This window comes from Dermacoccus sp. CCH2-D9 (assembly GCF_001556795.1).
GTDB classification, from domain to species: Bacteria; Actinomycetota; Actinomycetes; order Actinomycetales; family Dermatophilaceae; genus Dermacoccus; species Dermacoccus nishinomiyaensis.
Genome location: NZ_LSJT01000134.1, coordinates 1 through 25,629 on the forward strand (window position 1 = coordinate 1; position 25,629 = coordinate 25,629).

Annotated in this window: 24 protein-coding genes and 1 pseudogene; 16 read left to right on the forward strand and 9 right to left on the reverse strand. The window is 69.0% G+C overall.

Translation table 11 applies throughout. The annotated features are described in order from the left end of the window. The 3 genes and pseudogenes from AX669_RS14000 to AX669_RS13715 form a co-directional block, all read right to left on the reverse strand. Positions 1–284 (reverse strand): annotated as a pseudogene (locus tag AX669_RS14000) (GABA permease); the annotation flags it as partial. 205 nt (positions 285–489) lie between these two features. Further along, positions 490–1,173 (reverse strand): HAD family hydrolase, encoded by a 684-nt coding sequence (locus AX669_RS11090; RefSeq protein ID WP_062258448.1) that lies wholly within the window; start codon positions 1,171–1,173, stop codon positions 490–492. Positions 1,174–1,251: 78 nt separating this feature from the next. Continuing rightward, complete coding sequence (locus tag AX669_RS13715; RefSeq protein WP_197418903.1) at positions 1,252–1,554, reverse strand: hypothetical protein; 303 nt, start codon at positions 1,552–1,554, stop codon at positions 1,252–1,254. Between the two features lie 345 nt (positions 1,555–1,899). Here AX669_RS13715 and AX669_RS14070 point away from each other — a divergent pair, with 345 nt between their 5' ends. The 3 genes from AX669_RS14070 (at position 1,900) to AX669_RS11105 (ending at position 4,903) form a co-directional block, all read left to right on the forward strand. Further along, positions 1,900–2,034 carry a hypothetical protein gene (locus AX669_RS14070; RefSeq protein ID WP_006945079.1) on the forward strand — a complete coding sequence of 45 codons (135 nt, stop codon included), beginning with the start codon at positions 1,900–1,902 and terminating at the stop codon, positions 2,032–2,034. Between the two features lie 507 nt (positions 2,035–2,541). After that, complete coding sequence (locus tag AX669_RS11100; protein ID WP_062258450.1) at positions 2,542–3,459, forward strand: hypothetical protein; 918 nt, start codon at positions 2,542–2,544, stop codon at positions 3,457–3,459. A gap of 175 nt (positions 3,460–3,634) precedes the next feature. Beyond that, a complete protein-coding gene (locus AX669_RS11105; RefSeq protein ID WP_062258452.1) occupies positions 3,635–4,903 on the forward strand; it encodes a hydroxyacid-oxoacid transhydrogenase in 1,269 nt (422 codons plus the stop codon). A 400-nt stretch (positions 4,904–5,303) separates the two neighbouring features. Here the strand turns inward: AX669_RS11105 and AX669_RS13720 are convergent, their stop codons facing one another. The 3 genes from AX669_RS13720 to AX669_RS11115 form a co-directional block, all read right to left on the reverse strand. Further along, positions 5,304–5,696: a DMT family transporter gene (locus tag AX669_RS13720; RefSeq protein ID WP_197418904.1), complete on the reverse strand. Its 393-nt coding sequence runs from the start codon at positions 5,694–5,696 to the stop codon at positions 5,304–5,306. Beyond that, a complete protein-coding gene (locus AX669_RS14240) occupies positions 5,642–5,857 on the reverse strand; it encodes a hypothetical protein (RefSeq protein ID WP_369815082.1) in 216 nt (71 codons plus the stop codon). The genes AX669_RS13720 and AX669_RS14240 overlap by 55 nt, the downstream gene beginning before the upstream one ends. Positions 5,858–5,984: 127 nt before the next feature. Continuing rightward, positions 5,985–6,629: a TetR family transcriptional regulator gene (locus AX669_RS11115; protein WP_082740931.1), complete on the reverse strand. Its 645-nt coding sequence runs from the start codon at positions 6,627–6,629 to the stop codon at positions 5,985–5,987. On the opposite strand from AX669_RS11115, the gene AX669_RS11120 reads away from it, so the two are divergent. The 13 genes from AX669_RS11120 to AX669_RS11175 all read left to right on the forward strand — a co-directional run bounded on the left by AX669_RS11120 (position 6,618) and on the right by AX669_RS11175 (position 21,995). After that, positions 6,618–7,355, forward strand: a complete 738-nt coding sequence (locus AX669_RS11120; RefSeq protein ID WP_062258455.1) for an ABC transporter ATP-binding protein — start codon at positions 6,618–6,620, stop codon at positions 7,353–7,355. The two genes, AX669_RS11115 and AX669_RS11120, sit on opposite strands and share 12 nt — an antisense overlap. Beyond that, positions 7,352–8,089, forward strand: a complete 738-nt coding sequence (locus tag AX669_RS11125) for an ABC transporter permease (protein ID WP_062258457.1) — start codon at positions 7,352–7,354, stop codon at positions 8,087–8,089. The genes AX669_RS11120 and AX669_RS11125 overlap by 4 nt, the downstream gene beginning before the upstream one ends. Before the next feature lie 130 nt (positions 8,090–8,219). Further along, the gene (locus tag AX669_RS11130; protein ID WP_006945099.1) at positions 8,220–9,011 is read left to right on the forward strand and encodes a DsbA family oxidoreductase; all 792 of its coding nucleotides are present in this window, start codon (positions 8,220–8,222) and stop codon (positions 9,009–9,011) included. A 187-nt stretch (positions 9,012–9,198) separates the two neighbouring features. Beyond that, positions 9,199–10,152 carry a glycosyltransferase gene (locus tag AX669_RS11135; protein ID WP_006945124.1) on the forward strand — a complete coding sequence of 318 codons (954 nt, stop codon included), beginning with the start codon at positions 9,199–9,201 and terminating at the stop codon, positions 10,150–10,152. Beyond that, positions 10,149–12,740 (forward strand): hypothetical protein, encoded by a 2,592-nt coding sequence (locus tag AX669_RS11140; RefSeq protein WP_062258458.1) that lies wholly within the window; start codon positions 10,149–10,151, stop codon positions 12,738–12,740. Before AX669_RS11135 ends, AX669_RS11140 begins: the two co-directional genes overlap by 4 nt. Then, entirely contained in the window at positions 12,737–15,172 is a 2,436-nt protein-coding gene (locus AX669_RS11145) for a hypothetical protein (RefSeq protein ID WP_156444998.1), read from the forward strand. Before AX669_RS11140 ends, AX669_RS11145 begins: the two co-directional genes overlap by 4 nt. 151 nt (positions 15,173–15,323) lie before the next feature. Further along, positions 15,324–16,805, forward strand: coding sequence for a ferric reductase-like transmembrane domain-containing protein (locus AX669_RS11150; RefSeq protein ID WP_062258462.1), 1,482 nt, complete (start codon positions 15,324–15,326; stop codon positions 16,803–16,805). Between the two features lie 29 nt (positions 16,806–16,834). Beyond that, the gene (locus AX669_RS11155) at positions 16,835–17,353 is read left to right on the forward strand and encodes an FMN-binding protein (protein ID WP_062258464.1); all 519 of its coding nucleotides are present in this window, start codon (positions 16,835–16,837) and stop codon (positions 17,351–17,353) included. A 40-nt stretch (positions 17,354–17,393) separates the two neighbouring features. Further along, a complete protein-coding gene (locus tag AX669_RS11160) occupies positions 17,394–18,209 on the forward strand; it encodes an FAD:protein FMN transferase (RefSeq protein WP_062258466.1) in 816 nt (271 codons plus the stop codon). Positions 18,210–18,528: 319 nt separating this feature from the next. Next, positions 18,529–19,728 carry an IS30-like element ISPfr14 family transposase gene (locus AX669_RS11165; RefSeq protein ID WP_082740932.1) on the forward strand — a complete coding sequence of 400 codons (1,200 nt, stop codon included), beginning with the start codon at positions 18,529–18,531 and terminating at the stop codon, positions 19,726–19,728. A 184-nt stretch (positions 19,729–19,912) separates the two neighbouring features. Next, entirely contained in the window at positions 19,913–21,271 is a 1,359-nt protein-coding gene (locus AX669_RS11170) for a threonine/serine exporter family protein (RefSeq protein WP_197418905.1), read from the forward strand. 14 nt (positions 21,272–21,285) lie between these two features. Continuing rightward, a complete protein-coding gene (locus tag AX669_RS13460; protein WP_156444999.1) occupies positions 21,286–21,447 on the forward strand; it encodes a hypothetical protein in 162 nt (53 codons plus the stop codon). A 161-nt stretch (positions 21,448–21,608) separates the two neighbouring features. Further along, a complete protein-coding gene (locus AX669_RS11175; protein ID WP_062258472.1) occupies positions 21,609–21,995 on the forward strand; it encodes a hypothetical protein in 387 nt (128 codons plus the stop codon). A gap of 276 nt (positions 21,996–22,271) precedes the next feature. On the opposite strand, the gene AX669_RS11180 is transcribed toward AX669_RS11175, so the two are convergent. From AX669_RS11180 to AX669_RS11190, 3 genes are all read right to left on the reverse strand, one after another. After that, complete coding sequence (locus AX669_RS11180; RefSeq protein WP_062258474.1) at positions 22,272–23,561, reverse strand: lipase family protein; 1,290 nt, start codon at positions 23,559–23,561, stop codon at positions 22,272–22,274. 272 nt (positions 23,562–23,833) lie between these two features. Next, positions 23,834–24,826, reverse strand: a complete 993-nt coding sequence (locus tag AX669_RS11185; RefSeq protein WP_062258475.1) for a hypothetical protein — start codon at positions 24,824–24,826, stop codon at positions 23,834–23,836. Positions 24,827–25,015: 189 nt separating this feature from the next. Then, a complete protein-coding gene (locus AX669_RS11190; RefSeq protein WP_062258477.1) occupies positions 25,016–25,537 on the reverse strand; it encodes a 2'-5' RNA ligase family protein in 522 nt (173 codons plus the stop codon). Positions 25,538–25,629 lie beyond the last annotated feature (92 nt).

Sequence of the window (25,629 nt, forward strand, 5' to 3'; positions counted from 1 at the left end):
GTCGCCATCTCGCCGAGCATGCGCATGACGAGGACGACGACGAGACCGGCCGCCGCATAGCTGATGATGGCGCTCGGGCCGGCCAGCTGGATCGCGTTCGCCGAGCCGACGAACAGGCCGGCGCCGATGACGCCGGCGATCGAGATCATCGTGACGTGACGCGGTTTCAGCCCCGATTCGAGGGCGCCCAGTGGGGCGTCGTCGGTGGGCGGCTGGGCGGACGATTTCGACGGTTCGGGCGAGACGGGCGAGGCCCGTCTGTCGCCACCGGCTTGAGTCGACATGTCAACACCGTCCCCTGTTCAACGGGTGATTGCCACTCGGACGGTCGGCGAGTCCGGGATGTGACGCACGTCCGACCCGGGACGAGTGGGGTGAGAACGAGCGAAATGGTCGAACACGAGCGCTGTGCCGCTCGCATTCGAACATTTCGCTCGATGTCTTCGGGGTGCCCCCAGCCAGATGGACCTACGGGCCCGATCTACGGCGTCAGTTCAGGCGGTCGAGCCAGGTGCCGTCGCGCAGGTCGGTGATGGCGTCGACGACGTCGGTGGCGCCCGCGTCATGCATCTCGGCGGCGGAGAAACCGCCGGTGCGCAGCCCCATCGTCGACATGCCGGCCTTCTTCGCGGCCTCGACGTCCCACGTCGCGTCGCCGATGAGGACGCCCTTCGAGCCGCCTGCCTCCTTCAGCGCGACCTCGAGGATGTCGGGTTCGGGCTTGCTGTTGTCGGCGTCGTCGGAGGAGGTGACGGCGTCGAAGTCGTCGCGCGTCAGCCCGACCTTCTCGAGCGCGGCGTCGGTGAACTCCTCCTTGCCGCTGCTCGCGAGCGCCACCTTGTAGCCCTTGCTGCGCGCGGCGCGCACGGCGTCGGCGGCGCCGTCGAAACCGCGCACCTCGGGCAGGAGCTTCTCGTACTCCTCCTCCCACGCGTCGCGCAGGTCGCCGCCGTGCTTGCTCTCGACGTCGTCGCCGACGAGGCTCGGGACGAGCTGGTCGCCGCCCATGCCGATCGAGCGGTGCACGCGCCACAGCGGCGGATACAGGTCGAAGCGCGCGAACGCGCGCGCCCAAGCGATGGCATGGTGGTACGTCGAGTCGATGAGGGTGCCGTCGACGTCGAACAGGACGGTGTCGACGGCCCCGGAAGCCTGCTGCGAATCGTCAGTCATCCCACCATCCTTGTCCGTTCGCAGCACCCGACGCAATGAACGCGGCGCCACCGCGACCGGCGCCGGGCGACGGCCGGTTCAGCGGCGCAACGTGCCGAACACTGTCGCAGCAGTGGCGATGATGCTGAAGAACACCACCATGACCAGCCCCCACGCCATGTAGGACCCGACGTTGACCGCGTCGATGAGACCGATCAACGCGCACAATCCCGCCGCGACGACAGCGCCCCACAGTGCTTTCGGCGGGAGCTTCCCGGCGAGGAACGCCCCGACGAGACCCGCCGCCGCCAATGCGAACAGCAACACGAAGACGCCGTCACCGTTCATTCCCGACGCGGAGATGCCGAACACACTCGCCCAGGGGCCGATGCACCCCAGCATGACGAACAACTGGGCGAGGAGTGAGGCCGCCAGCGCCGAATTGCCCAGGTGCAACGTGCCGTCGGGCTGACGCAGAGGGGCCGCCCCCTTCGCGGGCGCGCCCTGGGTGTTCCAGTTGGTGGGGGCACCCTGAGCATTCCATGGGTTGCCCGGCGCAGCGCCCGGGCCAAGTCCGTCCGAAGCGCCCCACGGCGCCCCTTGTTGGCCGTACTGCCCGCCTGCAGCACCCTGCTGCCCCTGGTACCCCTGGTACCCGGGCGACGCATGCCACTGACCGCCTGACGAGAAGGGCGCACCAGCCTGCTGGTCGTGGGGAGAGTTCTGGAACCCGTGGTTCGAGAAGGCGTGGCCCTGAAGACCGTACTGCTGACCCTGCTGGTGGGCATCGTGCTGTCCGGGTTGAGGCTGCTGCTGCCCGTATGGTCGGCCGTCCTGCCACGCTGCGGAATGTGGCCCGCTCGTGTCCTGCCATCGCTGTGAATCATGGGACTCGCCCTGCTCTGCGTAGGTCGCGCTCTGCTGTCCGTAGCTCTGGCCCTGAGACGTGTGAGACGGGTACTCGCTCGCCGAATCACCTGTCCTTCCCTGCGGACCGCGCTGCTGGTGCGCCTGGGCGTAGCCGCCGTCGAGTCGTGCATCATTCTGGCAACCGATCGATCCGGCGTGTCGTTGCGGGCGACTTCGCGCTCGGAAGCGCCGTCGATGCGGGACGAGCCGCCCGTCGGGGTGGTGTTGTCGGTCATCGGACTGCCTTTGCTGTCGAGTGAGGTCGGGCGGGGTCGCGACCCCGACCAGTATGACGCCGCTCACGCTCGCGAGGTCAGAAACGTCCGCACGTGAAAGCATTCCGGCCGGCTAGGTAGCGGCGCATCATTGCCCGAGAACGCGTCAAGCACGACGCGATTTCGGGCAATGATGCTGCGACGAGGGTGCGACGCCGGCTGATGCCGTCCGGGCACGGTCAGTTGCCGCGCCTACGATGAAGACATGATCGACCCGAGCCGCCACGCCGTGCTGTGGCTGCTCATCTTCTTCGTCCTCGCGACGGCCGCGACGCGCACCGCGACGCGCTACATCCGTCACCGCGCCGACCAGGCCGAGGCGTACCTCAAGGAGAACGCCGAGCCGGGCATGTTCCGCAACATCGCCATCGCGGGCATCCACGTCCACCATCAGGTGTGGGGCATCCTCATGCTGCTGTTCAGCGGCCTCATGCTCATCACGTACCTGCCCGAGCGCGGCCTGTGGCTCGACGTGCTCGCGGCGATCTTCGGCACGGGAGCCGCCCTCACCCTCGACGAGTTCGCGATGTGGCTGCACCTCGAGGACGTGTACTGGCAGGAGGAGGGACGCCAGTCGATCAGCGCCCTGCTCGTCGCCGTCGCCATCACCGCAGCCCTCGTCCTGGGCGCGAACCCGCTCGACATCGTCCCCGGCAGCGACGGAGTGCCCGGCGTCGTCGTCGCGGTGGGCATCGTCATCAACTTCGGGTTCGTCGTCCTGACGATCCTCAAGGGCAAGCTGCTGACGGGGTTGATCGGCGTGTTCGTGCCCGGTCTCGCCGTCGTGGGTGCCGTGCGCGTCGCGAAACCCGGATCGTGGTGGGCGACCAAGCGATACAAGACGGACGGGTGGCTCGATCGGCGCTCCCACGCGCGTTTCAACGACGCCTACGACGAACGCTGGAACGCCGTGCGCGACTTCATCGGCGGCCGCCCCTACCCGCGCGAACAGATGCGCGCGACGATGCGCTCACAGATGCAGGCCGCGCGCCAGCGCCGTCAGGAACTGCCGCTCGAGCGCGCGCAGGCCCGCGTCGCGCGTGAGATGCGCCGACATGAGCGGTTGACGGCCGCGCGGGTGCGGCGATCGTCGACGCGGGCGCGCTCGAGACGTCGACGCTGACGCGGCGGGGTGACGCCCGACGCCCCACACGGTGCGGAACTGCACCACGTGGGACGTTCGCGCCGACCGATTGCCCCACTCGGCGCGATCTGCGCCGAGTGGGACGTCACGAGGTTCGAACAGTTCCGCCCCGGGCCAGGTGCCTCGTTCGTTTCACTCGCGTACCGTCGAGCCCATGGACGAAACGGTGTTCACCTACGGCAGCCCCCAACTGAAGTTCGGCCCCGGAGCCATCGCCGAGATCGCTTGGGACGCATCCAATCTCGGCGCGCGCAGCGTCGCCGTCGTGAGTGATCCGGGCGTCGCGGACGCAGGCATCACGCAACGCGTCGCCGACGTCCTGACGGGCGGTGACATCAGCGTCGACGTCTTCACCGGCGCCCGCGTCGAGCCGAGCGACGCCTCGTTGCAGGAAGCCACCGACTGGGCCCGCAAGAACGGGCCGTGGGACGCGATCGTCGCCGTCGGGGGTGGCTCGAGCATCGACACGGCCAAGGCCATCGCCCTCATGACGACGAACGACGGCGACCTCGTCGACTACATCAACGCGCCCGTCGGTGGCGGCAAGAACCCGACGAAGCCGCTGGTGCCCGTCATCGCCGTGCCGACGACGACCGGCACGGGCAGCGAGTCGACGACGATCTGCGTCCTCGACGTGCTCGAAGCGAACGTCAAGACGGGCATCAGCCATGCGTCGCTGCGCCCGCGGCTCGCCGTCATCGACCCGCAATTGACGATGACGCAGCCCGCCGGCGTCACCGCGGCCGCGGGCATGGACATCCTCTGCCACGCCCTCGAGAGCTACACGGCCAAGCCGTACACCGAATTCGCCGCCAAGCGTGCCGAGGAGCGCGTGCCGTACTGCGGCGCCAACCCGATCAGCGACATGTGGTCGCGCGAGGCCGTGCGTCTGCTCGCGACGTCGTTCCGCACCGCCGTCGCGGACGGTGACGACGTGGACGCGCGCGGCGCGATGGCGCTCGCGGCGACGTTCGCGGGCATGGGGTTCGGCAACGCCGGCGTCCACGTGCCGCACGCGTGCGCCTACCCGATCGCCGGCATGGTGCGCGACTTCCGCCCCGACGGCTACGACGCCGACCACCCGATGGTGCCGCACGGCATGGCCGTCGCGATGACGGCGCCGGCCGCGTTCGCGCTGCTCTACCCCGCCGACCCGGGGCGTCACCACGAGTTGGCGGCGCTGCTCGAGCCCGGCACGTCGGTGAGCGACCTGGGGCGCGACGCCCTACCGAACGCCCTGCGTCGCCTCATGCGCGACATCGGCTTCCCCAACGGGCTTGCCGCCCTGGGGTATTCGGACGCCGATCTTCCGAGGCTCGTCGAGGGAACGATGAAGCAGCAGCGCCTGCTCGCCACGGCGCCGGTCGAGATCACCGAGGCCGACGTCGAGCGCGTGCTGCGCGAGTCGATGACGCTCTGGTGACGAACTGACGAACTGACGAAGCCCTAGCCGCGACCGTGCGAGTTCGGTGAGCCTGTGCGAGTCCTACCTCGCACAGACTCACCGAACTCGCACAGCCTGCTGGTAACTGAGCGGCGAGGCGAGTGAAGTCCGCGGTGTTCTACGCCTTCGCGGGCAGGCGCAACTGCCCCCGGCTCGCCATGATGCCCAGCACGATGACGACTCCGCCGAGAGGCTGGGTCCACGTCACGGATTCGCCGAGGAGCAGCACGCCCGCCGACGACGCCGACGACGGGCGTCACGTAGGTCACCGTCGAGGCCGTCGTGGCGCTCCAATCGCGCGCGATGGTGGTGTTCCACAGGTAGGCCAGGCCCGTTCGGACGCCGCCGAGGAGCAGCATGCTGACGGCGACCCGCCACGTCACGTGGCGCCGGTTGCGGCGATCGGCGTGAGGGCCAGCATGACGACGGCGGCCAGCGAGACCTGCACCGCAGCGACGCTGGCCGACGGCAGGGCGAGCGGCGTGACGAAGCGGCGCAGGTAGGTGAAGCCCATGCCGTAGCAGGCCGTAGCGCCGAGGCAGACCAGCTGGCCGGCAAGACCGCTGTGCCCCAACCCGTTCCAGGGTGCGAGGACCACGATGACGCCGACGATCCCGAGCAGGAGCCCGAGCGTCTTGTCACATGTGCGCGGTTCGCTGGACAGCACGAGCATGGCCACGGCCATCGTCATGAGCGGTGTCGTGGCGTTGTAGACGCTCACGAGGCTCGAGGAGATGTGCCGCTCGGCCCACGCGAACAGGAGGAAGGGCACAACGCACAGGAGGAGACCGACGACGAGCAGATGGCCCCGGCCCTCCGCCTCGGCAGCGGCTGACGCCTCACGGCGCACATGGCGAACAGCACCGCAGCGCCGCTCGCGAGGCGGGCGAGCACCACCTGCCCGGGCGAGAGCCCCTCCAATCCGACCTTCATGAAGAGGAAGCTCGATCCCCAGGCGAAAAACCAGGGCGACGAACTGCACCCAGGTCGGAACACGCTTCATGGGCACTGTGCCACCGGCTGGGCAGCGCGCCCGGCAGGCGCCACGATGCGGCGGACGTCAGCGGAGGTGCACGGCCACCATCGGCGCCAGCACGCGCACGATCTCCTCCTTCGACAACGCCACGAGCGGACCGACCCGCAGCAGGTAGCGCCCCATGACGAGCCCCGCGATGCACATGCCGACTCCGGCGGCCCGGACGGTGGCATCCGGTCCGCCGATGCGGGTCGCCACGACGGCCAGCACCTCCCGCTCCATGAACTCGGCGACGTTGCTCCGCATGCTTTCTTCGGCCATTGCCTCACGCAGCATCGCGACGAAGGGGTCGCTGAGGTGCGCGTCGTCCCACGCCGTGACGACGGTGCCCACGAACCGTCGCGCGAGCATGGCCGGGGTCTCACCCGGCCGCTGTCGCAGCGCTTCACCGAGGACCTGCGAAGGCATGAGGGTCAAGGACATCACCTCACCGAAGAGACCCTGCTTCGAGCCGAAGTGGTAATTGACCAGGGAGTGCGAGACGCCGGCCAGCTGCGCGATCATTCGCAACGACGCCCGCGCGTAACCAACTTCCATGAACACGGTCGTCGCAGCCTCGATCACGCGCTCACGCGCATCGCTACGGCCCGGCGGACGTCCGCGGCGAGAATTGACCACCTTCGCATTATCGCCCATCCGCACCCCACACTCAGAGCTATGAGAGAGCATCCAACCCAAGGGGCGCACCGAAGCCGCCCCGCAGCCGTCACCGCCCGCGGCCTTCGCGTGGAGCGAGGCGGGCGCACCGTCCTCGACGGTCTCGACTTCGAGATCGCATCCGGCAGCATCACGGGCCTGCTGGGCCCGTCCGGCTGCGGCAAGTCGACGCTCATGCGGGCCGTCGTTGGCGTCCAGGACAACGTCAAAGGTGACCTCGTCGTCCTCGGCGAACCGGCAGGGGCGGCCGATCTGCGGCAACGCATCGGGTACGTCACCCAGGCTGCCAGCGTCTACCCCGACCTCACCGCAACGGAGAACCTCCGCTTCTTCGCCGCGGTCGTCGGCGCGGATGCTGACGCCGTCGCGAGAGCTCTGCGCGCCGTCGACCTCGACGCCCGCGGCGACCAGCTCGTCCGCGACATGAGCGGCGGCCAACGCTCCCGCGTCAGCCTCGCGGTGGCCCTGCTCGCCACGCCCACCCTGCTCGTCCTCGACGAACCGACGGTCGGCCTCGACCCGGTGCTGCGCGTGGAGCTCTGGCGCCTCTTCCGCTCACTCGCGGACGACGGCGTCACGCTCCTCGTCTCGAGTCACGTCATGGACGAGGCGGAGCACTGCGACGCGCTGTTGCTCATGCGTGACGGCGCACTCGTCGCCGACACAACGCCGGAACGCCTCAAGCGGGAGACCGGCTGCGACACCGTCGAATCCGCATTCCTGGAGGTCGTTCGATGACGCCCCGCGTCACCCTCGCCGTCACGGCACGTGTGCTCACGCAGCTGCGCCGCGATCACCGCACTCTCGCCCTCCTCCTCGTCATGCCTTGCCTTCTCATGACGCTGCTCGCATGGATCTTCGCCGACTCCCACAGCGGCGTCTTCGATCGCGTCGCGCCGGGGCTGCTGGCGCTCTTCCCGTTCATCGTCATGTTCCTCGTGACGTCGGTGACCACCCTGCGCGAGCGCACGGGCGGAACGCTCGAGCGCCTCCTCGCGATGCCGATGGGTCGGCTCGACCTCATCCTCGGCTACGCCCTGGCCTTCGGCGTCGTCGCCTGTGTGCAGGCGGCCCTCGCCGTGGCCCTCAGTGTCGGCGCGCTCGGCCTCAACATCGCCGGCAGCGTCTGGCTGCTCGGGGCGATCGCCGTGCTCGACGCCGTGCTGGGAACCGCCCTCGGCCTCTTCGTCAGCGCGTTCGCGCGCACCGAGTTCCAGGCCGTGCAGTTCCTGCCCGCCCTCGTCATTCCGCAGATGTTGCTGTGTGGGCTTCTCGTGGCGCGCGATCAGTTGCCGCGAGCGCTCGAACTCGTCTCCGATGTCCTACCGCTCTCGTACGCCGTGGACGCGATGACGGCCGTCTCCACAGGCGATGCGACGTGGGACATCGCGAGCGATATCGGCGTCGTGGCGGCCTTCGTCGTCGGCTTCGTCGCCCTCGGGGCTCTGACGCTGCGTCGGCGCACACCCTGACACCGACTTCGATCTGTGAGCTTCGGCCCGGGGCGTGAGCAGCGCGGCTCACACACCGGGTCGTACCTCACACCTCGAGCCGGCGATCGAACCCAGGAATCGAACTCACGCTCATGACGTTTCACCCCGCGTGAAGATCGACATCTGGAGCGACATCGTCTGCCCGTTCTGCTACATCGGCAAGCGCCACCTCGAGCTCGCGCTCGACGGGTTCGAGCACGCCGACGACGTGGAGATCGCCTGGCATTCCTTCGAGCTCGACCCGACGATCGAGGCCGTGCCCGACACGACGCTCGTCGAGAAGATCGCGGCGAAGTACGGCATGACGCCGGAGCAGTCCGAGCGCAGCCAGGAGGACATCGCCGCCCGCGCGGCCGAGGTCGGCCTCGAGTTCAACTGGCGCGAAGCCAAGTTCGGCAACACGTTCGACGCTCACCGTCTCGTCCACCTGGCCGCCCAGCACGGGCGCGCCACCGAAGCGCACGAACGCCTCATGCGCGCTTATTTCACCGAGGGCGTCGCGGTCGGCGACACGACCGAGCTGCAGCGTCTCGGCGAGGAGATCGGGCTGCCCGCCGACGACGTCCGCCGCGTCCTGGCCGGCGACGAGTTCACTCAGGATGTGCGCGCCGACGAAGCGGCGGCGCGTCAGATCGGCATCACCGGTGTGCCGTTCTTCGTGCTCGACGAGCGCCTCGCCGTCTCCGGTGCGCAGCCCGTCGAGACGTTCGAGCGCGCCCTGACGCAGGCCTGGCGCGCTCGCATGACCACCTCGGACGCCGCGGCGACGTACGGCGCGTCCACGTCATCCAACGACGCCGCGCCCGCCGGCCGCGACGCCGGCACGGAATCAGTCGGCCACGGCCGCGCCGGCACCAACACCCATCTCGGCACCTGCGACGCCGACCACTGCGCCATCTGACCGCGGGCCCGTAGCCATCTGCGATTCTCGTACCCGTTTTCCAGGAGTGAATGTGGACGAAAATCGCAGATGGGTACGGCTCACACCGCCAACCGCCGAAGCGGTGCAATGGCGCCGCCTGAGGCAGGCCCCCGGCTCACCGCGCGTCCTGCCTCGTTCGCCCCCCGCTGCTTCGTACAATCTCGCCATGACTGTCAACGCCCCCGAGCGCCAGATGAGCGAGATGAACATCGCGGCCATCGTGCCCTGCTACAACGAGGAAGTCGCGATCCCGACCGTGATCCGCGACCTCAAGGCCGCCGTTCCGGGCATCACCGTGTACGTGTACGACAACAACTCGAGCGACCGCACGTCGCAGGTCGCCGCCGAAGCCGGCGCCATCGTCCGCTTCGAGCAGCGCAAGGGCAAGGGCAACGTCGTGCGTCGCGCCTTTGCCGATATCGACGCCGACATCTACCTCCTCATCGACGGTGACGACACCTACGACGCAGCCGCAGCGCCTCACATGATCGAGACGCTCCTGTCGGGCCCGTACGACCACGTACTCGGCGTGCGCACCGAGGACTCGGACGAGTCTGCCTACCGCCCCGGCCACGCCGCGGGCAACAAGGCGTTCAACAACCTCGTCGGCCGCCTGTTCGGTGAGCCGGTCACGGACATGCTCTCCGGCTACCGCATCTTCAGCCGACGCTTCGTCAAGTCCTTCCCCGCCCTCTCGCGCGAGTTCGAGATCGAGACCGAGCTGACGGTCCACGCCGTCAACCTGCGCGTGCCGCAGGTCGAGGTTCCCGTCGGGTTCAAGGATCGCCCCGAGGGCAGCGAGTCGAAGCTGCGCACGTACCACGACGGATTCCGCATCCTGCGCGTCATCGCCACGCTGCTGCAGTACGAACGCCCCGTCGCCTTCTTCGGAGGCATCGGAGCACTGTTCCTGCTCCTGTCGATCGTGATGAGCATCCCGCTGTTCCTCACCTACGCCGACACGCACACCGTGCCGCGGCTCCCCACCGCAATCTTCGTCACGGGGCTCGCGATCGTCGGGGCGTTGGCGATCGTCGTCGGGATCATCCTCAACGGCAACCTGCGCCAGCGGCAGGAGAACGCCCGCCTCGCCTACCTTCGGCTCCCCCCGGTCGCGTGAGCACCGTCGCCAGCCGCCACAAAACCGCCTCTGCGCCGCGCCGGGGCGGTTTCTGGCGCAACCCGGCCCTGTTGTCGTGGCTCTTCGTCCTGCTGACGGTGGCGCTCGCGAACGCGATCTTCCTCACGGGTCTGCGCAGCAGCAGCCCGATGACGTACTACTCGGGGCTGGCCTCCCCGTCGCCGGGTTCGCTCCTCGGCGGGTGGACGATCGACCCCAACGTCGGTTGGACGGTGGAGTCGCTCGGTCGAGCAGCTGCCCACCAGTGGGCGGAAGGCGATGTGCCGCTGTGGAACTCGTACGAGGGCCTAGGGCAGCCGCTTGCGGGTGAGATGCAGTCGGCTGCGCTGTTCCAGCCCTTCATCATGCTGCAGCTGTTGCCGAACGGCGTCTTCGTCATGCATGTCGTCCTCGAGATCTTCGCCGGCCTCGCGACCCTCGCCTTCCTGCGCCGCTTCGGGCTCGGCTGGGTCGCCTCGACGGTCGGCGGATGCCTGTTCGCGGTCAACGGTGCGTTCGCCGTCATGACGAACGCGCCGTTCAACCCGATCGCCTTCCTGCCGCTGGGGCTGCTGGGCGTCGAGATGATCCGGGCGCCCTTGCAGCGCTCGCCCGACGCGCACGCGCCTCGACGCGGGGGCCGGCGCCCGTGGGCCGGCGTCGCCGTCCTCGCTCTTGCGATCGCGTGGATGCTGTTCGCCGGGTTCCCCGAGACGGCTTTCCTCGAGGCCCTGTTCATCGGCTGCTGGGCGCTCGTGCGGCTCGGACAGGCGCGCGGACACCGCCTCGCCTTCGCGGGATGGACCGCGGCGGGCATGGTGCTCGGACTCGCCCTCGCGGCGCCCGTCCTCGTCGCCTTCCTCGACTTCATGTCGTGGGGCTCGACGTCGTACCACGAAGCCGTCGCCAACGACATCTCCTACCCGCGACGCCAGATCATGTCGCTCGCGCTGCCGTTCGCCGTCGGCGCCCTCAACAACGCCGTGCTGCGACTGCAGGCCGGATACCTCACCCTGCCCGCCCTGTTCATGGCACTCGTGGGCCTGACGGGCACGAAACGCCGCGGCATCCGCCTCCTGCTCGCCGGGACGATGATCGTGCTCATCGGCAACATGTTCCGATTCGAGCCGATCAAGCTCCTGCTCAACCACACCCCCGGCATCAAAGCGATCCTCGTCTTCAAGTACGGCATCAGCATCCTCGAGTTCGCCGTCGTCATCGCCGTCGCCCTGGCCGTCGACGACCTCGCTCGACGCCGCGTCAGCCGTCGCCGCACCCTCGTCTGCGCGTCCTTGACGCTCGCGTACGCCGCCGTCACCCTCGCCGTGCTCGTCTCGCGCGGATACGTGGTGAGCCCGCGCTGGACCACCGCCGTGATGCTCGCGCTGGCCGCCGTCTGCGCCGTCCTGCTCGTGCTGCTGCTGCGTGCGCGTACGCACCACGAGAAAGCACCCGTGTCCGCTGACACGGCCGGGACGTCCGACGGCGCGATGCCCGAGAACGCGTCGTCGCCCGAAGTGACGCCTGCCGGCGCGACGATGGTCGGCGCGGCGCCCGCCGCCCACGCGGGCGCCACCGCGACGAGCAGCCCGGCCCGCAGCCGATCCCTCGCTGCGCCCTTCGCCGGCGCGCTGATCGTGCTCACTGCGGCGGCGCACTTCGCCCTGCCGCAGGCGGGTGCGAGCCGCGCGGTGGCGATCGACATGAAGCCGGTTCACTACCTGCAGCAGTACCTCGGCACGTCGCGCTTCTACACGCTCGGCCCGATCCAGCCCGACTACGGCTCGTACTGGAAGCTCGGCCAGCTCAACGTCAACGACCTGCCGGTGCCGAAGAAGTACGGCGAATTCGTGCTCGACGAACTGCGCCCCGCTCACACCGGGCTCAATGCCAAGCAGATGCAGGACACGTTCAAGGACTACCAACTCATCCCCTTCAACCCGCCGGCCGCGGTGCAGCGCAAGCTGCTCGTCGGCTACGGCGAGAAGCAGCAGGCCTTCCGCGAGGCCGGCGTGCGCTACCTCGTGACCCGCCCCGACGTCGTCAGCCCCGCGATGGCGACCAAGCTCGGCCTGGCCAAGGTGCTCGACTCGCCGAAAAGCGACATCTTCGAGGACGCATCAGCGCAGCCTTACTACACCAGCGACGGCGCGTGTCGCGTCAGGAGCGGCTCCCGCACCGACGTCACACTCACCTGCTCACGCCCGGCGACCCTCACGCGCCGCGAACTCGACGCTCCGGGTTGGAGCGCCACGGTCGCGACGGCAGGCGCGACGGGCTCGACGAAGGCGGTGGCCGTCGTTGACGGCCGGCTCTACCAGCACATCGAGGTGCCGCAGGGCACCTCGCACGTCGCGTTCGAGTACCGTCCGCGTTACTTCGGGCTCGCCGTCGGCGTCTCGATCGCAGCGGCGCTCGTCCTGCTCGTCGGGGGTGCGAGCACGCTCGTGCGACGTCGTCGACACGATCGTCACGACACCGACGTGGCAGTGCCCACGGCCGCTTCGACGACATCGTCCGGTTCGGCGGGAATCGCCACGGCTGCAGACCATGGAACAACCACCACGGAAGGTTCGGTGCGCGCATGAGTACCAACGCATCCATCAGCGGTGCCACCCCCACCGACGGGTACGGCAGCAGCGGCTCCGAGCTCGCCTCTGCTCGAGTACGCAGCCGCCGCCCGGCGCTCATCGCGTGCCTTGCCGTCGTGGTGGCGGTGTTGCTCGCGAACGCCGTGTACCTGCTCGGCGTTCGCAGCAACGATCCGATGCTGTACCACTCGGGGCTCGGCTCGCCGACGCATGGGCTGACGGACCTCGGTCCCGGCGGCGGCCATTATCCGCACACGATCGACGCCAACGACGGATGGACGGTGCAGTCACTCGGCAGGCTTTCTGCCGAGATGTGGAAGGACGGACAGCTACCGCTGTGGAACTCCTTCGAGGGCCTGGGACAGCCGCTGGCGGGCGAGCAGCAATCGGCCGCGTTCTTCCAGCCGTTCATCATGCTCAACCTGTTGCCCAACGGCTCGTTCCTCATGCACCTCGCGCTCGAGCTGGTGGCGGGCCTGACAATGCTCGCCTTCCTGCGGAGCCTGCGCCTCACCTGGGTGGCCTCAACCGTCGGCGGCATCCTCTTCGCGATCAATGGCGCCTTCTCCGTCATGACGAACGCCCCGTTCAACCCCATCGCCTTCCTGCCGATGGTGCTGTGGGGCGTCGAGTTGGTCGCTGCTGACGTACAACGCCGCGCCCGACCGCGCTGGGGCATCGTCGTCATCGCGCTCGGTCTGGCGTGGATGTTGTACGCCGGTTTCCCCGAGACAGCCCTCATCCAGGGGCTCGTCGTCGCCGCGTGGGTGCTGGTGCGGGCCATCGCGCTACGGCCCCATCGTGTCCGTTTCGTCCTCTGGAACGGGGTCGGCGCCTTGGGCGGCGTCCTGCTCGCCGCGCCTCTGCTGATCACGCTCCGGCACTTCCTCGGTTTCGCGTTCACCGCCTACCACGGTGGCGGAGAGCGCCCGCCCTGGAAGTACACCGCACACGCTTTCTACGGCTTCTTCGGTGGCTACCTGGGTGGCCCCTTCAGCTCGAGTGCCTTGATGGACGGCGTCGCCGGCTACGTGACGCTCGCATCCCTGCTGTGCGCCGTCATCGGTCTGTTCGGGCGCCGGCCACGCGCCATCAAGATCATGCTGGTCACCCTCGTCACGTTGCTCATGCTCAACATGTTCGGCGTCGAGTGGGTCAACACGATGCTGTATGCCATCCCCGGCGTCGACCTCGTCCTGCTCTACAAGTACGGCATCATCCTGCTCGTCTTCGTGTTCACGCTGCTGGCCGCCTACGGCCTCGACGACCTGGGTCGCGGCCGCGTGCGCCGCGGCGCCGTGTGGGCTGCGGCGGCTGTCGCGACGGCGTACGTAACGGCCGGAGTCACCTATCTCGTCCTCTCCGACCGCGTGCTCCACCCGACGTGGACGAGCGTCGTCGCGGCACTGTTCGGCCTCGTCATCATCGCGCTGACGGCCGCGTTCGTATGGGGTTCGCGAGCGAAGGCCGCCGACCCCGAAAGGGACGACGCGGGTGCGCGCCACAGCCCGACGAAGCGCGCCGCGAGCGCCGCGCTCGTGGCGGGTCTCGTCATCGTCGCCGAGGCGGGCGCCTCGTACGCGACTCCCCAGCTGAACGCGAGCCCCCCGAAGCCGATCGACACGGCGCCCCCGGCCTACCTCCAGGAGCACCTCGGCACGTCACGGTTCTTCACCCTCGGGCCGATCCAGCCGAATTACGGTTCGTACTGGCAGGTCGCGGAACTCAACGTCAACGACCTGCCGGTGCCGGAGAAGTACAGCACGTACGTCATGGATCATCTGCGGCCACCGAGCGGCACGCCCGCGTACATCAAGCCGACACGTGGCTTCAACCCCTTCATGCCCTACCTGCTCGTCACCCGTAACTCGCCGGCCTGGGGGCAGAAGCGAATCCTCACCGCATACGGCCAGCAGCAGGCGGCCTATCGCGACGCGGGCGTGAAGTACCTCGTTGCCGCGCCGGGCGTCGTCGACGACGCGAGCGCCTCACGCCTGGGGCTGCGCCGGGTGTTCGGGTCGACGAAGGCCGAGATCTTCGAGGATCCTGCAGCCCGCCCGTACTACGACACGCGTGGTGCATGCCGGGTCGAGAACCAGACACGCGAATCGGTGACGCTCGACTGTTCCCGGCCCACGACGCTCGTGCGCCGCGAGCTGAGCACGCCGGGCTGGTCCGCGACGATCAACGGCACGAAGAAGCACCTGCCGACCGGGCCGGACAAGCTCTTCCAGACGGTTCAGGCCCCCGCGGGGCGGTCGACGATCAGCTTCGCCTATAGGCCGCCGCACTTCCGAGCGGCCACGGCGTTGAGCCTGGTGACGCTGGCCGCGCTCTGTCTGCAGCTGGTGCCGTTGCGCACGCGGCGCCGGCAGGAGTCGGAAGGCGGATCTGCTGCCACCCGCTCCGAGGAGCCCCGCTCGCTCTGAACGGGGCGCGCGTACCCATCTGCGATTGTCGTACACGTGTACCAGGAGTACATGTGGACGAGAATCGCAGATGGTACGACTCCGACGCCCTCATAGCCGCCTCACAGCGACGCCATACGGGGTGGTGAAGTGAGGGCGGGACAGTGGCGTCATGAGCACGCAGGTCACCATGCCGCCGACATCGAACAGACTCGGCGCCTCCGCCATCGCGGCACCACGCGAACCGCGCATCATCCCCTCCTGGTGGCGTGACGCGAGCATCGTCGTCGCCTGGGGCCTCGGCCTGTTCGTCGTCGCCCTGTGGGTGACGAACGGCGGGATTGCCGGCCTGACGTCCACGTCGGGCGTCCTCGACGAATCGGGCCGCCTCACGGGTCTGATCGCGAGCTACCTGCTCCTGCTGCAGGTGCTGCTCATGGCGCGAGTTCCGTTCGTGGAGCAGGCCTTCGGGCAGGATGGGCTGACGCGCCTGCACCGCTGGTTCGGCTTCTCGAGTTTCACGCTGATGCTCGCCCACATCGCCCTCATCACGCTCGGCTACGCCGCCGACGCGCACCAGAGCATCTGGGGGCAGATCGTCGACTTCACCCTCACCTACCCGGCGATGCTGCTCGCCCTGGCCGGAACCGTCGCACTGTGCCTCGTCGTCGTCACCAGCATCAAACCGCTGCGCCCCGGTAGCGCGACTCGGTCCCCGCGCTCACGCGCGCTGCGCTACGAGAGCTGGCATCTGCTGCACCTGTATGCCTACCTCGGCGTCGGTCTCGTCCTGCCGCACCAGCTGTGGACGGGCCGCGACTTCCTCGCCTCTTCCGTCGCGACGACGTTCTGGTGGGCCCTGTACGCGGCGGTGGCGCTCACCGTCATCGTGTTCCGTGTGCTGCTGCCGCTCGCGCGCACCCAGCGCGCCGGGCTGCGCGTGACGCACGTCGAGGAGATCGCGCCCGGCGTCGTCAACGTCAGCGCCGTGGGGCGCGCCACGGCCGCGCTCGACGCGCGCGCCGGCCAGTTCCTGCAGTGGCGCTTCGGCGGGCCGGGCGTGACGCGCGCGAACCCGTACTCGCTGTCCGCCGCGCCTCGCGTGAAGGACGACGGGCAGGTCGAGCTACGCTTCACCGCCGCGATGATCGGCGACGGCTCACGCCGCCTGTCGACGCTGACGCCGGGGACGCGCGTCCTCGTCGAAGGACCGTACGGCCGCATGCACACGGGCGCCGCGCGCACCCGGGCGTCGCTGCTCATCGGCGCCGGAATCGGCATCACGCCCCTACGCGCCCTGCTCGACGAACTGCCGAGCGACCCCGCGACGGGGCGGCTCGACGCGACCGTCATCCACCGTCACAGCACCGACGGCGACCTCGTGCTCGACGACGAGATCGAGGCCATCACCGCCGCGCGCGGTGGCCAGTACATCGTGTTGCGTGGCCACCGCATCCCCGGCCGTGAGAGCTGGCTGCCCGAGGATCACCGTCACCTCAGCGACGCCGACGCCCTCTTGCTCGCCTGCTCGGACGTGCGCGAACGCGACGTCTACGTCTGCGGCGGAGCCGGGTGGATGCGCACGGTCGAGCGAGCGCTGCGCGAGATCGGCGTGCCGCGCGAGCAGATCCACGTCGAGCACTTCACCTACTGAACCTACTGACCTACTGAGCGAGGACGATCATGAAACGCATCACCTGGTGGGCCATGAGCACGCTGACGCTGCTCGTGCTGCTGTTCAGCTACCGCACGTCGACGGAGGCAGTCGCAGCCGGCGGGGCTGGGGCGTCGAACACCGTTGCGATGCAGCAGAACACCACGACGGGCCAGAGCGAAGCGGGATCGACGCAGACGACGACGTCGGGGTCCGGCACCGGTTCGGGTTCGACGCCCGCGGCCTCGGCTTCGACGTCCAGCTCGGCGAAGTCCGCGACCTACACGGGCACGAGCGTCGACACGCGTTGGGGGCCGGTGCAGGTGCGCATCACCGTCGCGAACGGAAAGGTCACCTCGTCGGAGGCCATCGTCTACCCGAGTGAGAACTCGCGCGATCAGGAGATCAACTCCGTGGCCATCCCGACGCTCAACTCCGAGGCGACGGGCACGACGACGAGCTCGATCGACATGGTCTCCGGCGCGACGTACACCTCGACCGGCTACATCCAGAGCCTGCAGTCGGCGCTCGACCAGGCCCACATCTGAGCCCGCGATGACAACGACGGCTTCGACGCGAGAAGAGACCATGACGCCCACCACCCCGGAACCGACGTGGCGCACCCGAGCGTTCGTCGAACACACGATGGGCATGGCCGTCTCGCTCCATATTCGCGTCGCACACGACGAGTTCGGCTCACGCACAGACGAACTGGCCGACGCAGCCCACCGCGCCTTCGCCGCCCTGCACCGCGCCGACGACGTGTTCTCGACCTACCGCGCCGACAGCGACCTCATGCGTATTCGCCGCGGCGAGCTCGACGAGACCGAGGCGGACCCCTGGTACGCAGACGTTCGCGCGTTGTGCGACGAAGCCGCGACCGTCACGAATGGCCTGTTCACGACCGACCTCGTCGGGCCCGACGGCAGCCGCGGGTACGACCCGACCGGCCTCGTCAAGGGTTTTGCCGTCGAACGCGCCGCCGACGTCCTGCGCGCCGTCCCGGGAATCGTGTTCTGCCTCAACGCCGGCGGTGACCTGACGTGCGACGCGGGGCCGGGCGCGAGTGCAAGCATCGAACGCGTGTGGCGCGTCGGCATCAGCGACCCGCGCGACGCGGCGGGCGTCGTCGCGACGATCGAGCTGACGCAGGGCGCGCTGGCGACGTCGGGCACCGCGCAGCGTGGCGCCCACATCGTCGACCCGAGGACGAATGTGGACGAAAATCGCAGAAGAGAACAGGAATCGCCGATGGGGCACGGGAGCGGGTGTGCGAGCGTCACCGTCGTCGGGCCGGATCTGGTCTGGGCCGACGTGTGGGCCACCGCCTGCTTCCTCGACCCCGACGCCCTCGCCTTCAGCCGCATGGCCGCCAGCTACCGCATCGCGCACCTGCAGTGCTGACACCTCTGTGATTCTCGTCCACCTGGCGGATTCAACTGGTCGTCGCAACACCTTGACGTGGAAGGTGTTGGCGATGGCAGCGAACGACAGGGACCAGAGCACGAGGGACGCGCCACAGGTGTTGCGGCGCCAGTGGCGTGCAGATCGAGCGTTGCGCCCACCGATGCGTTCCCCTGGGCGCCCACGCCAGTCACCTTCGCGGCGAGTCGAACGGCAGTTTTGGCGCCAGATCGCCACGGGCGTCACAACGGCGGAAGCCTCCCTCGCGGTCGGCGTGTCGTGCCCCGTCGGTGCGCGCTGGTTTCGACACGCTGGCGGCATGCCACCGATCAGCCTGGCCGAGCCGTCCGGGCGCTATCTCAGTTTCGAAGAACGTGAAGAGATCGCGATCCTGAACGCCAAAGGCGTCGGCGTGCGCGCGATCGCTCGCCAGCTGGGGCGTGATGCAGGCACGATCAGCCGTGAACTACGCCGTAACGCCGCCACCCGTAGCGGCCGAATCGAGTACCGGGCCACGGTCGCGCAGTGGAAAGCGCAAGAAGCAGCGAAACGCCCGAAGATCGCGAAGTTGGTTAGGAACGAGCGTCTACGCGACTACGTCCAAGACCGCCTTGCCGGCGGGGTCACCCATCCTGACGGCACGCCCGTGGCGGGCCCGGCCGCGCCGGCGTGGAAGGGGTTGAACAAGCCGCGCAGGCAGGATCGGCGCTGGGCCAGTTCGTGGAGCCCGGAGCAGATCAGTCATCGGCTGCGGTTGGACTTCCCCGATGATGAGTCCATGCGCATCAGCCATGAGGCGATCTATCAGTCGTTGTTCATCGAAGGGCGCGGCGCGTTGAAACGCGAACTCGTCGCCTGTCTGCGCACCGGCCGCGCGTTGCGTGAACCGCGGGAGCGTTCACGGAACAAGCCCCAGGGCCATGTCAGCGCTGAGGTGGTCATCAGCCAGCGGCCCGCCGAAGCGCAAGACCGTGCCGTGCCAGGCCATTGGGAAGGCGACCTCATCATCGGTACCGGCCGCTCCGCGATCGGCACGCTCGTCGAGCGTCGTAGCCGCACCACGATCCTCGTACATCTTCCTCGACTTGAAGTCTGGGGTGAGCAGCCGCCGGTAAAGAAAGGCCCGTCGCTGGGCGGCTACGGCGCGCAGGCGATGAACAAGGCGTTGAGCGCGTCGATCACGTCGCTTCCGCAGCAAGTGCGTCAGACGATCACGTGGGATCGGGGTAAGGAACTGTCCGGGCACGCCCAGTTCACGCTGGAGACCGGCACGCGCGTGTTCTTCGCCGACCCGCACTCGCCGTGGCAGCGACCGACGAACGAGAACACCAACGGTGTGCTGCGCCAGTACTTCCCCAAGGGCACTGACCTGTCCCGATGGAGCGCGAACGACCTTGAAGCTGTCGCTCACACCCTCAACAACCGGCCACGCAAAGTCCTCGGCTGGCGAACCCCCGCAGAGGTCTTCGACGAGCAACTACGATCACTCGAACAAGCCGGTGTTGCAACGACTGGTTGAACCTGCCCCTTTACCTTTGGTGAACAAGTCGAGCACTGACAGTAAAGGGGCACGGAAATCGCAGAAGGGCACAGGAACAGCCGACCGGTACGGGCCAGATGGCCTCGAGCGCGGCGACGGCGCAACGACGAGGCGGGAGGCCGCTCTGGAACTCACGGTGCCTTCCCGGCTCTAGGATCGCCGGGTGAGCTCGCCCATCCCGTCTGACCCCACGCCGCCGACCTCGCGCACTCCCGACGCCGCGACGGGGGTTTCGCCGGGTGTCACGTCAGGGGTCGCGCCCCCCGCTGACGACCGCATGACGCCCGCGCAGACGCGTCAGTTGCTCGTCTATCTCGCAGCTGCTCACATGGCTGCCGGTGCGGGGGCGCACGAGGCCGAGGAGGACGTCGTGCGCGCCGCCCGCGCCATCGGCCTGCCCGGCGTGCAGATGCAGGCCAATCCGAACGGTGTGACGTTGGGACTGGGCCATGGTGAGCCGGCGACGTTCGAATCCGTCGAGGGTTCGTTGCGACTCGATCAGACCGCGCGTGTCGCCGCCATCCAGCACGGTCTGGAGATGGGGTCGCTGACGCCTGCGGACGCCCTCGCCACGCTGCGCGGCCTCAGGAGGCAACGCGCCCGCTTTCCCGTCGTCGGCATGTACCTCGGCGGCCTCGTCGTCGCAGCGGGCATCGCCGGGATCCTCCAACCGACCTGGCCGAGCGTGCTGTTCGCGGCCCTGGCGAGCCCCGTCACCGTCGCCCTGATCCGCCTGACGGGCCGTCGTCTCGTCCCGGCGGCACTGCTGCCGCTGTTCGCCGGGTTCATCGTCGCGGCCGCCGCGTTCGCCGCCTTCGACGCCGGTCTCGTCGCCAGTCCGCTGCGCACGATGCTGCCACCCGTCGCGGTGCTGCTGCCGGGCGCCCTCATCGTCACGGGCCTCAGCGAACTCGTCGCCGGCGCCATGGTCAGCGGCGCCGCGCGCCTCGCGCACGGCACGGCGCAACTCGTCATGTTCGCCGCAGGCGTCGCCGGCGCGAGCCTGCTGACGCACGCGCCGAGCAGCGCCTTCGTCAACACCCGCGTCGACGAGCTGGGCCCGCTCGCCGGGTTCATCGGCCTCGGGGCGGTGACGATCGGCATCTGCCTCATGGAGTCGGTGCCGCGGCGCCTCGCACCCTGGGTGCTCGCCGTGACGACGCTGACGTACGCGACGCAGTGGTCGATCCAGAACTGGCTCGCCTACCCCGCCTGGGCCGGCGCGTGCGCGGGCGCCTTCGTCGCCGCCTTCAGCGCATGGGTGATGGCGCTCGCCCGCCCGACGCTGCCGCGCATGGTGTTGTTCCTGCCGAGTTTCTGGCTGCTCGTGCCTGGCTCGCTGGGGCTCGTCAGCGTCACGCAGCTCGCCATCGACCCGCACGAGTCGTGGAAGACGGCGACGAATGCCTCCGGCGCCATCGTCGGGATCGCTCTCGGGCTCGTCTTCGGCACGAGCGCCGCGCGCGGGCTGCGCGTCACGATCCGACGCACCCGCCGCCGCCGTCCCAACCGGCCCGCCTGATCTACGCTGGAGCGATGACGTCGTCCCCGCGCCTGCGCGCCTTTCTCCTCGCCCTGTGCGGTGTCGCACTGGGCATCGCACTCGCGCGCCTGTCGGGCGGTTCCCTCGCCGTCGTGCTCGCGATCGTCGTCGGCGTCGCGTGCTTCATCGTCATGCAGATGCGGCGCCGGGGCTGACAGCCCTGCCCAGCGCAAGCTATCCGGCACCAATCTGACCGAATCGGTGGCGCCGGTCGCGCCGTTGCAGGGAAGATGAAGGAACGCGTGTCTGCCGACGCGCTGACGTTCGACGTCGACGCCCGTCGACCTCGCCGAGAGTCCACGCTGAAAGGTCTGGCATGAGCACCTCACCCACGGAGCGTCGCGACGACGACTTCACGTTCCCGACCGCCGCCTGGGTCGCCATCGACGTCACGGCCCTCGGCGTGCTCATCCTGCTGTTGTGGATCTTCCAGCCCGAGAAGGGTCTGCTGCCCGAGCCGAGCTGGCTGATCGACCCCCTCGCCGGCTGGCTGCTCGGCAACGTCCTCGGGTTCGCGGCATACAAGACATTCCTCAAGCTGCCGCCGGCCGGCATGGCGGCGATCTGCCTCGTGCTGGTCGCACTCTCGCCCGTCATCTTCCTCAAGTACCCGGCCATGGGTGCGTTCTTCTCCGCGCTGGCCATCGGCATCGGCGCGGGTTCGATCATCCACCGAACGCTGACCGAGCGCCGCACGCACTGACGCGTCTCGACCCCAAGGTCGAGCGCAACACCGCAGCCCCCGTCGACGAGACGGGGGCTGCGGTGTTTCACGTGAAACACGCCGCAGTGTCAGCCCTGCGCACTCCATGCGGCCCCTGACACGACGGGAAGGGCGGGCCCCGCCAAGCACCACGCTGCTCACGTTGCCCGGCGGCCGGGTGCAGGCCGGACGGGCCGGTACGCACGAACCGCCCGGAATCACGAGGAGTCGCGGGCGGTTCGTCGATCACGCGTCAGTTGACACGACGTCCCGGTGTCACGGCATCCCGGCGATGGAACCGCAGTTCGACGTCGCGGGCTTCCCCGCGAGACGGTCGACGACCCAGTCGCGCGCGGCCGACTGGTCGGTGATGTACGGGGCGAGGTGGTTGAGAATCGACTTGGTGCCCGCGCTCGGGTTGCTCAGCGGCGCGTACGTGACGTTGGAGCCCTTGCCGCACCAGTCGACTGCGAGCTGGCGGGCTTGGCTGTGCGTGACGAGATCGTCGGCGTTCGCCGTCGCCACGCGCACGGCAGCCGTCGGCTTGAGGCGGCCGATGCGCTGGGCGTCGATGAAGTCGGACAGCGCCGGTTCGCGCGCGACGATCTGCGCGAGCGATTCGCCCGTCTTCGTGTACTGCGACGTCTTCTTGCCACCGAACGCGAGGACGGTGTCTGCGGTGCACTGCCCGCTCGCCTTCGCGAGCATCGCCTTGCCGTTGCCGTTGAAGTTGTCGTCGACGATCTGTTGCAGCGCCGGGTACTCGCTGAAGGCGCCGTTGATGATGTATCCGATGACGCCGGCGATCGGACTGCCGTCGACGCCGGAGAGCACCGAGTTGAGGTCGGCGGGTGGCGCGCCGACGTAGGCGGCTGCGACGTTCAGCTCCGGCGCGTACGCGGGAGCGGCTTCGACGGCCGCGCCGGAAGCGCCGCCACCCTGGGAGTAGCCATACGTCGCGACCTTCGAGTCGGCCGTGACGCTCGCGCCGGGCACCTTGCTCGCGACGCGCGCCGCGTCGAGCACCGCGTGGGCCTGGTCGGCACGGTTCATGTAGCTGTGGACGCGGTCGTTCATGCCGAGGCCGACGTAGTCGGTGACGACGACGGCGACGCCCTTCGACAGCAGTTTGTTCATGGCGGTCGTCTCGTAGTTGACACCGATCGAGCCGGGAACCTCGAGGTTGAGCGCGGTGGTGAGCATCTTCGACGGCGCGCACTGGTCGCCCTGGCCGATCGTGCCGACGGAGAAGCTGACGACGGGACGCGGGCCCGGGCCCGTCCACTTCGCCCACGGCTCGATGTAGGCGCCGGTGACGGCGGTCGGCTTGTCGTTCGTGTCGCGCGTCGAGTACATGATGCGCGTCGTCTTGCCATACACGCCGAGGCCGGTGAAGAACGGCTCACTCTTGATGAGGGTACCGGGGGTGGCCGGGACGCTGGCGGGCGCGGTGTAGAAGGTGGCGGTGCCGGCGTGGGCGGCGGGCGCTGCAGCCATCGTCGTGACGCAGGCGGTGGAGGTGGCGGCGAACGTGAGAGCGACGGCGGCGAGACGGTTTCGGCGCATGGGGGTTCCTTCGGGCGGCAGGGTTTTCCGGGGACCAGCAGGGAGCGGCCACGCGATGTGACCTACCACACAGTATCTTTTCGCGGGAACGGTTGGGGAATGACGTGCCAAAAGTTACGCGAGCGTAACCGAGGTGCGGGATCCTGAGCCGCGCGTCACGAATGGAAGCCCCGCAGGCCGAAAAGCCCACCCCGGCGCGGCTGGTTGTGCGGTTCCAGAGCCGAAACCCCCTCACGCGCGATCAGATCGCCGAGCCGCCCGGCCAGGCCCCGTCAGGCGCCGAACGCCGATTCCGGTTGACGTTCCTGCGGCGGCACCTCGGCTTCGTCGCCGGCGCCGCGTCCGAGCACCCGGGCGACGTCTTGGGCGAGCTGCACCGTCGCGTCGATCTCGACGCGGCGCGTCGACACGCTCTCGATGTTGAAGCCGAACGGCACGTCGAGGTAGCGACAGAAACGGGCGAGTTCGTGCGCGGCGGCGAGGCAGTGCTCGTACGACGCCTCGAGGGTGTCGTGGCTGCGGCGCAGTTCGTTGCCGACCCAGCGGGGCACGTCGACGCCAAGCCATTCGAGGAAGTCGAGGGTCTTCTCCGAACCGCACAGCGACAGCGTGAAGATGAGGCGCGCCGGTCGGATGCCCCGCTCGGCGCAGGCGTAGGCGTAGTCGCTGATCGTGTTCTTCGCCTCACCGGTGTCATAGACGACCTGGCTGACGAAGAACGCCGCACCCGAATCCTGCTTGCGCAGCAGCCGTTCGTGCTCGGCGCTGGTGCGTGCGTGGCGTTCGGGGATGACGACCCCGCCGAGCGTCACGTGCTCGTGCTCGGCGGCGAGGTCGACGGCGCGCGGCAGGCTCGTCCGCACCGGCTTGTCGGACGAACTGGCGCCGACGAAGACGGTCGCGTCACCCTGACGGCGTGAGGTGAGGAAGTCGCGCAGCTGCGCCTCGTCGTACTTGCCGACGCAGCGGTAGACGATCGCGTTACCACCCCACCCGGCGAGCGGGCCGGCGAGGAAGTCGGCCGGGTCCATCGTCTCGAGGTAGGGGAACGGTCGGTCGTCGTCGGTGCGATCCGACTCGTCGTCGAGGTCGTAGAGGATGAGCGCGTCAACGTCGAGGCCGTCGAGACGCGTGAGGGTCGCGTCGGCGATCTCCTGCGCACGTTCGGCACTCGTCGTCGCGCGCGGCGGCGTCATGGCGAACAGCAGCAGTTCACGTTCGTCGGTGACGAGGTCGGCGAAGGTGCGTTCGGCATGGGCGCTCATGACGATCGAGGCTAGGCCCGCACCTGATGAACCCTCGATTCGCGCGCCGACCCGTGAGACGAGCAGCCGTCTGCCGCGGAGCGAAAGCAGCGGATCATCGCCCGGAAACGCGTCGAGGATGACGCGTTTCCGGGCGATGCCGGCGGCTCTGAGGGGTGCCGCGGGGGCTCCGTGGGGCCGGGTGCACCGTCAGGCTTGGGCGAGGACGTCGATCGTCGCGGTCGCGGGATCCCACCACCGCAGACGGTCGGCAACGAGGACGTCAGGCGCCGGCTCACCACCGCGGGCGTCGACGGCGGCCATGGCCTCCCCGAGTCGATCGCGCGGGATGCGCCGACCGAGCGTCACGTGCGGCGTCCACACCGGGTGGCGGACGAGGGATGACGCCTGACGCAGCGCCGTCACCTCATCGACGACGGCACGGGGCGGCTCGGCGAGGTGCGCGAGCGTCACCCGTGAGCCCGCGCCGAACGCGATGAGGCCGCGCACGTCGAGACGGATCGGCAACGCGGCGGCGAAGAACTCGCGGGCGCGGGCGACCACGTCGTCGGGAATCGCAGATGCGACGACGAGCGACAGGTGCGGCGCGTTCGTCATGCCACGGTGGTCGAGTTGCGACGGCAGGCAGAGGAATCGCAGCGCCCGCCACTGATCCTCGACGGCGGTGGCGCTGCGCTCGTCGAAGCTCAACTCGAGCGCACAATCGGCCATGACGCGACGCTACCGAGGCCAGAGGATGAAGAAACCACCCCTAGTGTCGCGCGTCATTAATTCGTTGACAGTATGGGATGATGGCATATGCC

Coding starts and splice junctions, on each gene's coding strand:
- AX669_RS11090 (WP_062258448.1), bottom strand. CDS start 1,173: ATGACTGACGATTCGCAGCAGGCTTCCGGGGCCGTCGACACCGTCCTG.
- AX669_RS11145 (WP_156444998.1), top strand. CDS start 12,737: ATGAGTACCAACGCATCCATCAGCGGTGCCACCCCCACCGACGGGTAC.
- AX669_RS11135 (WP_006945124.1), top strand. CDS start 9,199: ATGACTGTCAACGCCCCCGAGCGCCAGATGAGCGAGATGAACATCGCG.
- AX669_RS11100 (WP_062258450.1), top strand. CDS start 2,542: ATGATCGACCCGAGCCGCCACGCCGTGCTGTGGCTGCTCATCTTCTTC.
- AX669_RS11125 (WP_062258457.1), top strand. CDS start 7,352: ATGACGCCCCGCGTCACCCTCGCCGTCACGGCACGTGTGCTCACGCAG.
- AX669_RS11180 (WP_062258474.1), bottom strand. CDS start 23,561: ATGCGCCGAAACCGTCTCGCCGCCGTCGCTCTCACGTTCGCCGCCACC.
- AX669_RS11190 (WP_062258477.1), bottom strand. CDS start 25,537: ATGGCCGATTGTGCGCTCGAGTTGAGCTTCGACGAGCGCAGCGCCACC.
- AX669_RS11120 (WP_062258455.1), top strand. CDS start 6,618: ATGAGAGAGCATCCAACCCAAGGGGCGCACCGAAGCCGCCCCGCAGCC.
- AX669_RS14240 (WP_369815082.1), bottom strand. CDS start 5,857: ATGAAGGTCGGATTGGAGGGGCTCTCGCCCGGGCAGGTGGTGCTCGCC.
- AX669_RS11150 (WP_062258462.1), top strand. CDS start 15,324: ATGAGCACGCAGGTCACCATGCCGCCGACATCGAACAGACTCGGCGCC.
- AX669_RS11115 (WP_082740931.1), bottom strand. CDS start 6,629: ATGCTCTCTCATAGCTCTGAGTGTGGGGTGCGGATGGGCGATAATGCG.
- AX669_RS13460 (WP_156444999.1), top strand. CDS start 21,286: ATGACGTCGTCCCCGCGCCTGCGCGCCTTTCTCCTCGCCCTGTGCGGT.
- AX669_RS11105 (WP_062258452.1), top strand. CDS start 3,635: ATGGACGAAACGGTGTTCACCTACGGCAGCCCCCAACTGAAGTTCGGC.
- AX669_RS11185 (WP_062258475.1), bottom strand. CDS start 24,826: ATGAGCGCCCATGCCGAACGCACCTTCGCCGACCTCGTCACCGACGAA.
- AX669_RS11160 (WP_062258466.1), top strand. CDS start 17,394: ATGACGCCCACCACCCCGGAACCGACGTGGCGCACCCGAGCGTTCGTC.
- AX669_RS13715 (WP_197418903.1), bottom strand. CDS start 1,554: ATGCTGGGGTGCATCGGCCCCTGGGCGAGTGTGTTCGGCATCTCCGCG.
- AX669_RS11155 (WP_062258464.1), top strand. CDS start 16,835: ATGAAACGCATCACCTGGTGGGCCATGAGCACGCTGACGCTGCTCGTG.
- AX669_RS11175 (WP_062258472.1), top strand. CDS start 21,609: ATGAGCACCTCACCCACGGAGCGTCGCGACGACGACTTCACGTTCCCG.
- AX669_RS11165 (WP_082740932.1), top strand. CDS start 18,529: ATGCCACCGATCAGCCTGGCCGAGCCGTCCGGGCGCTATCTCAGTTTC.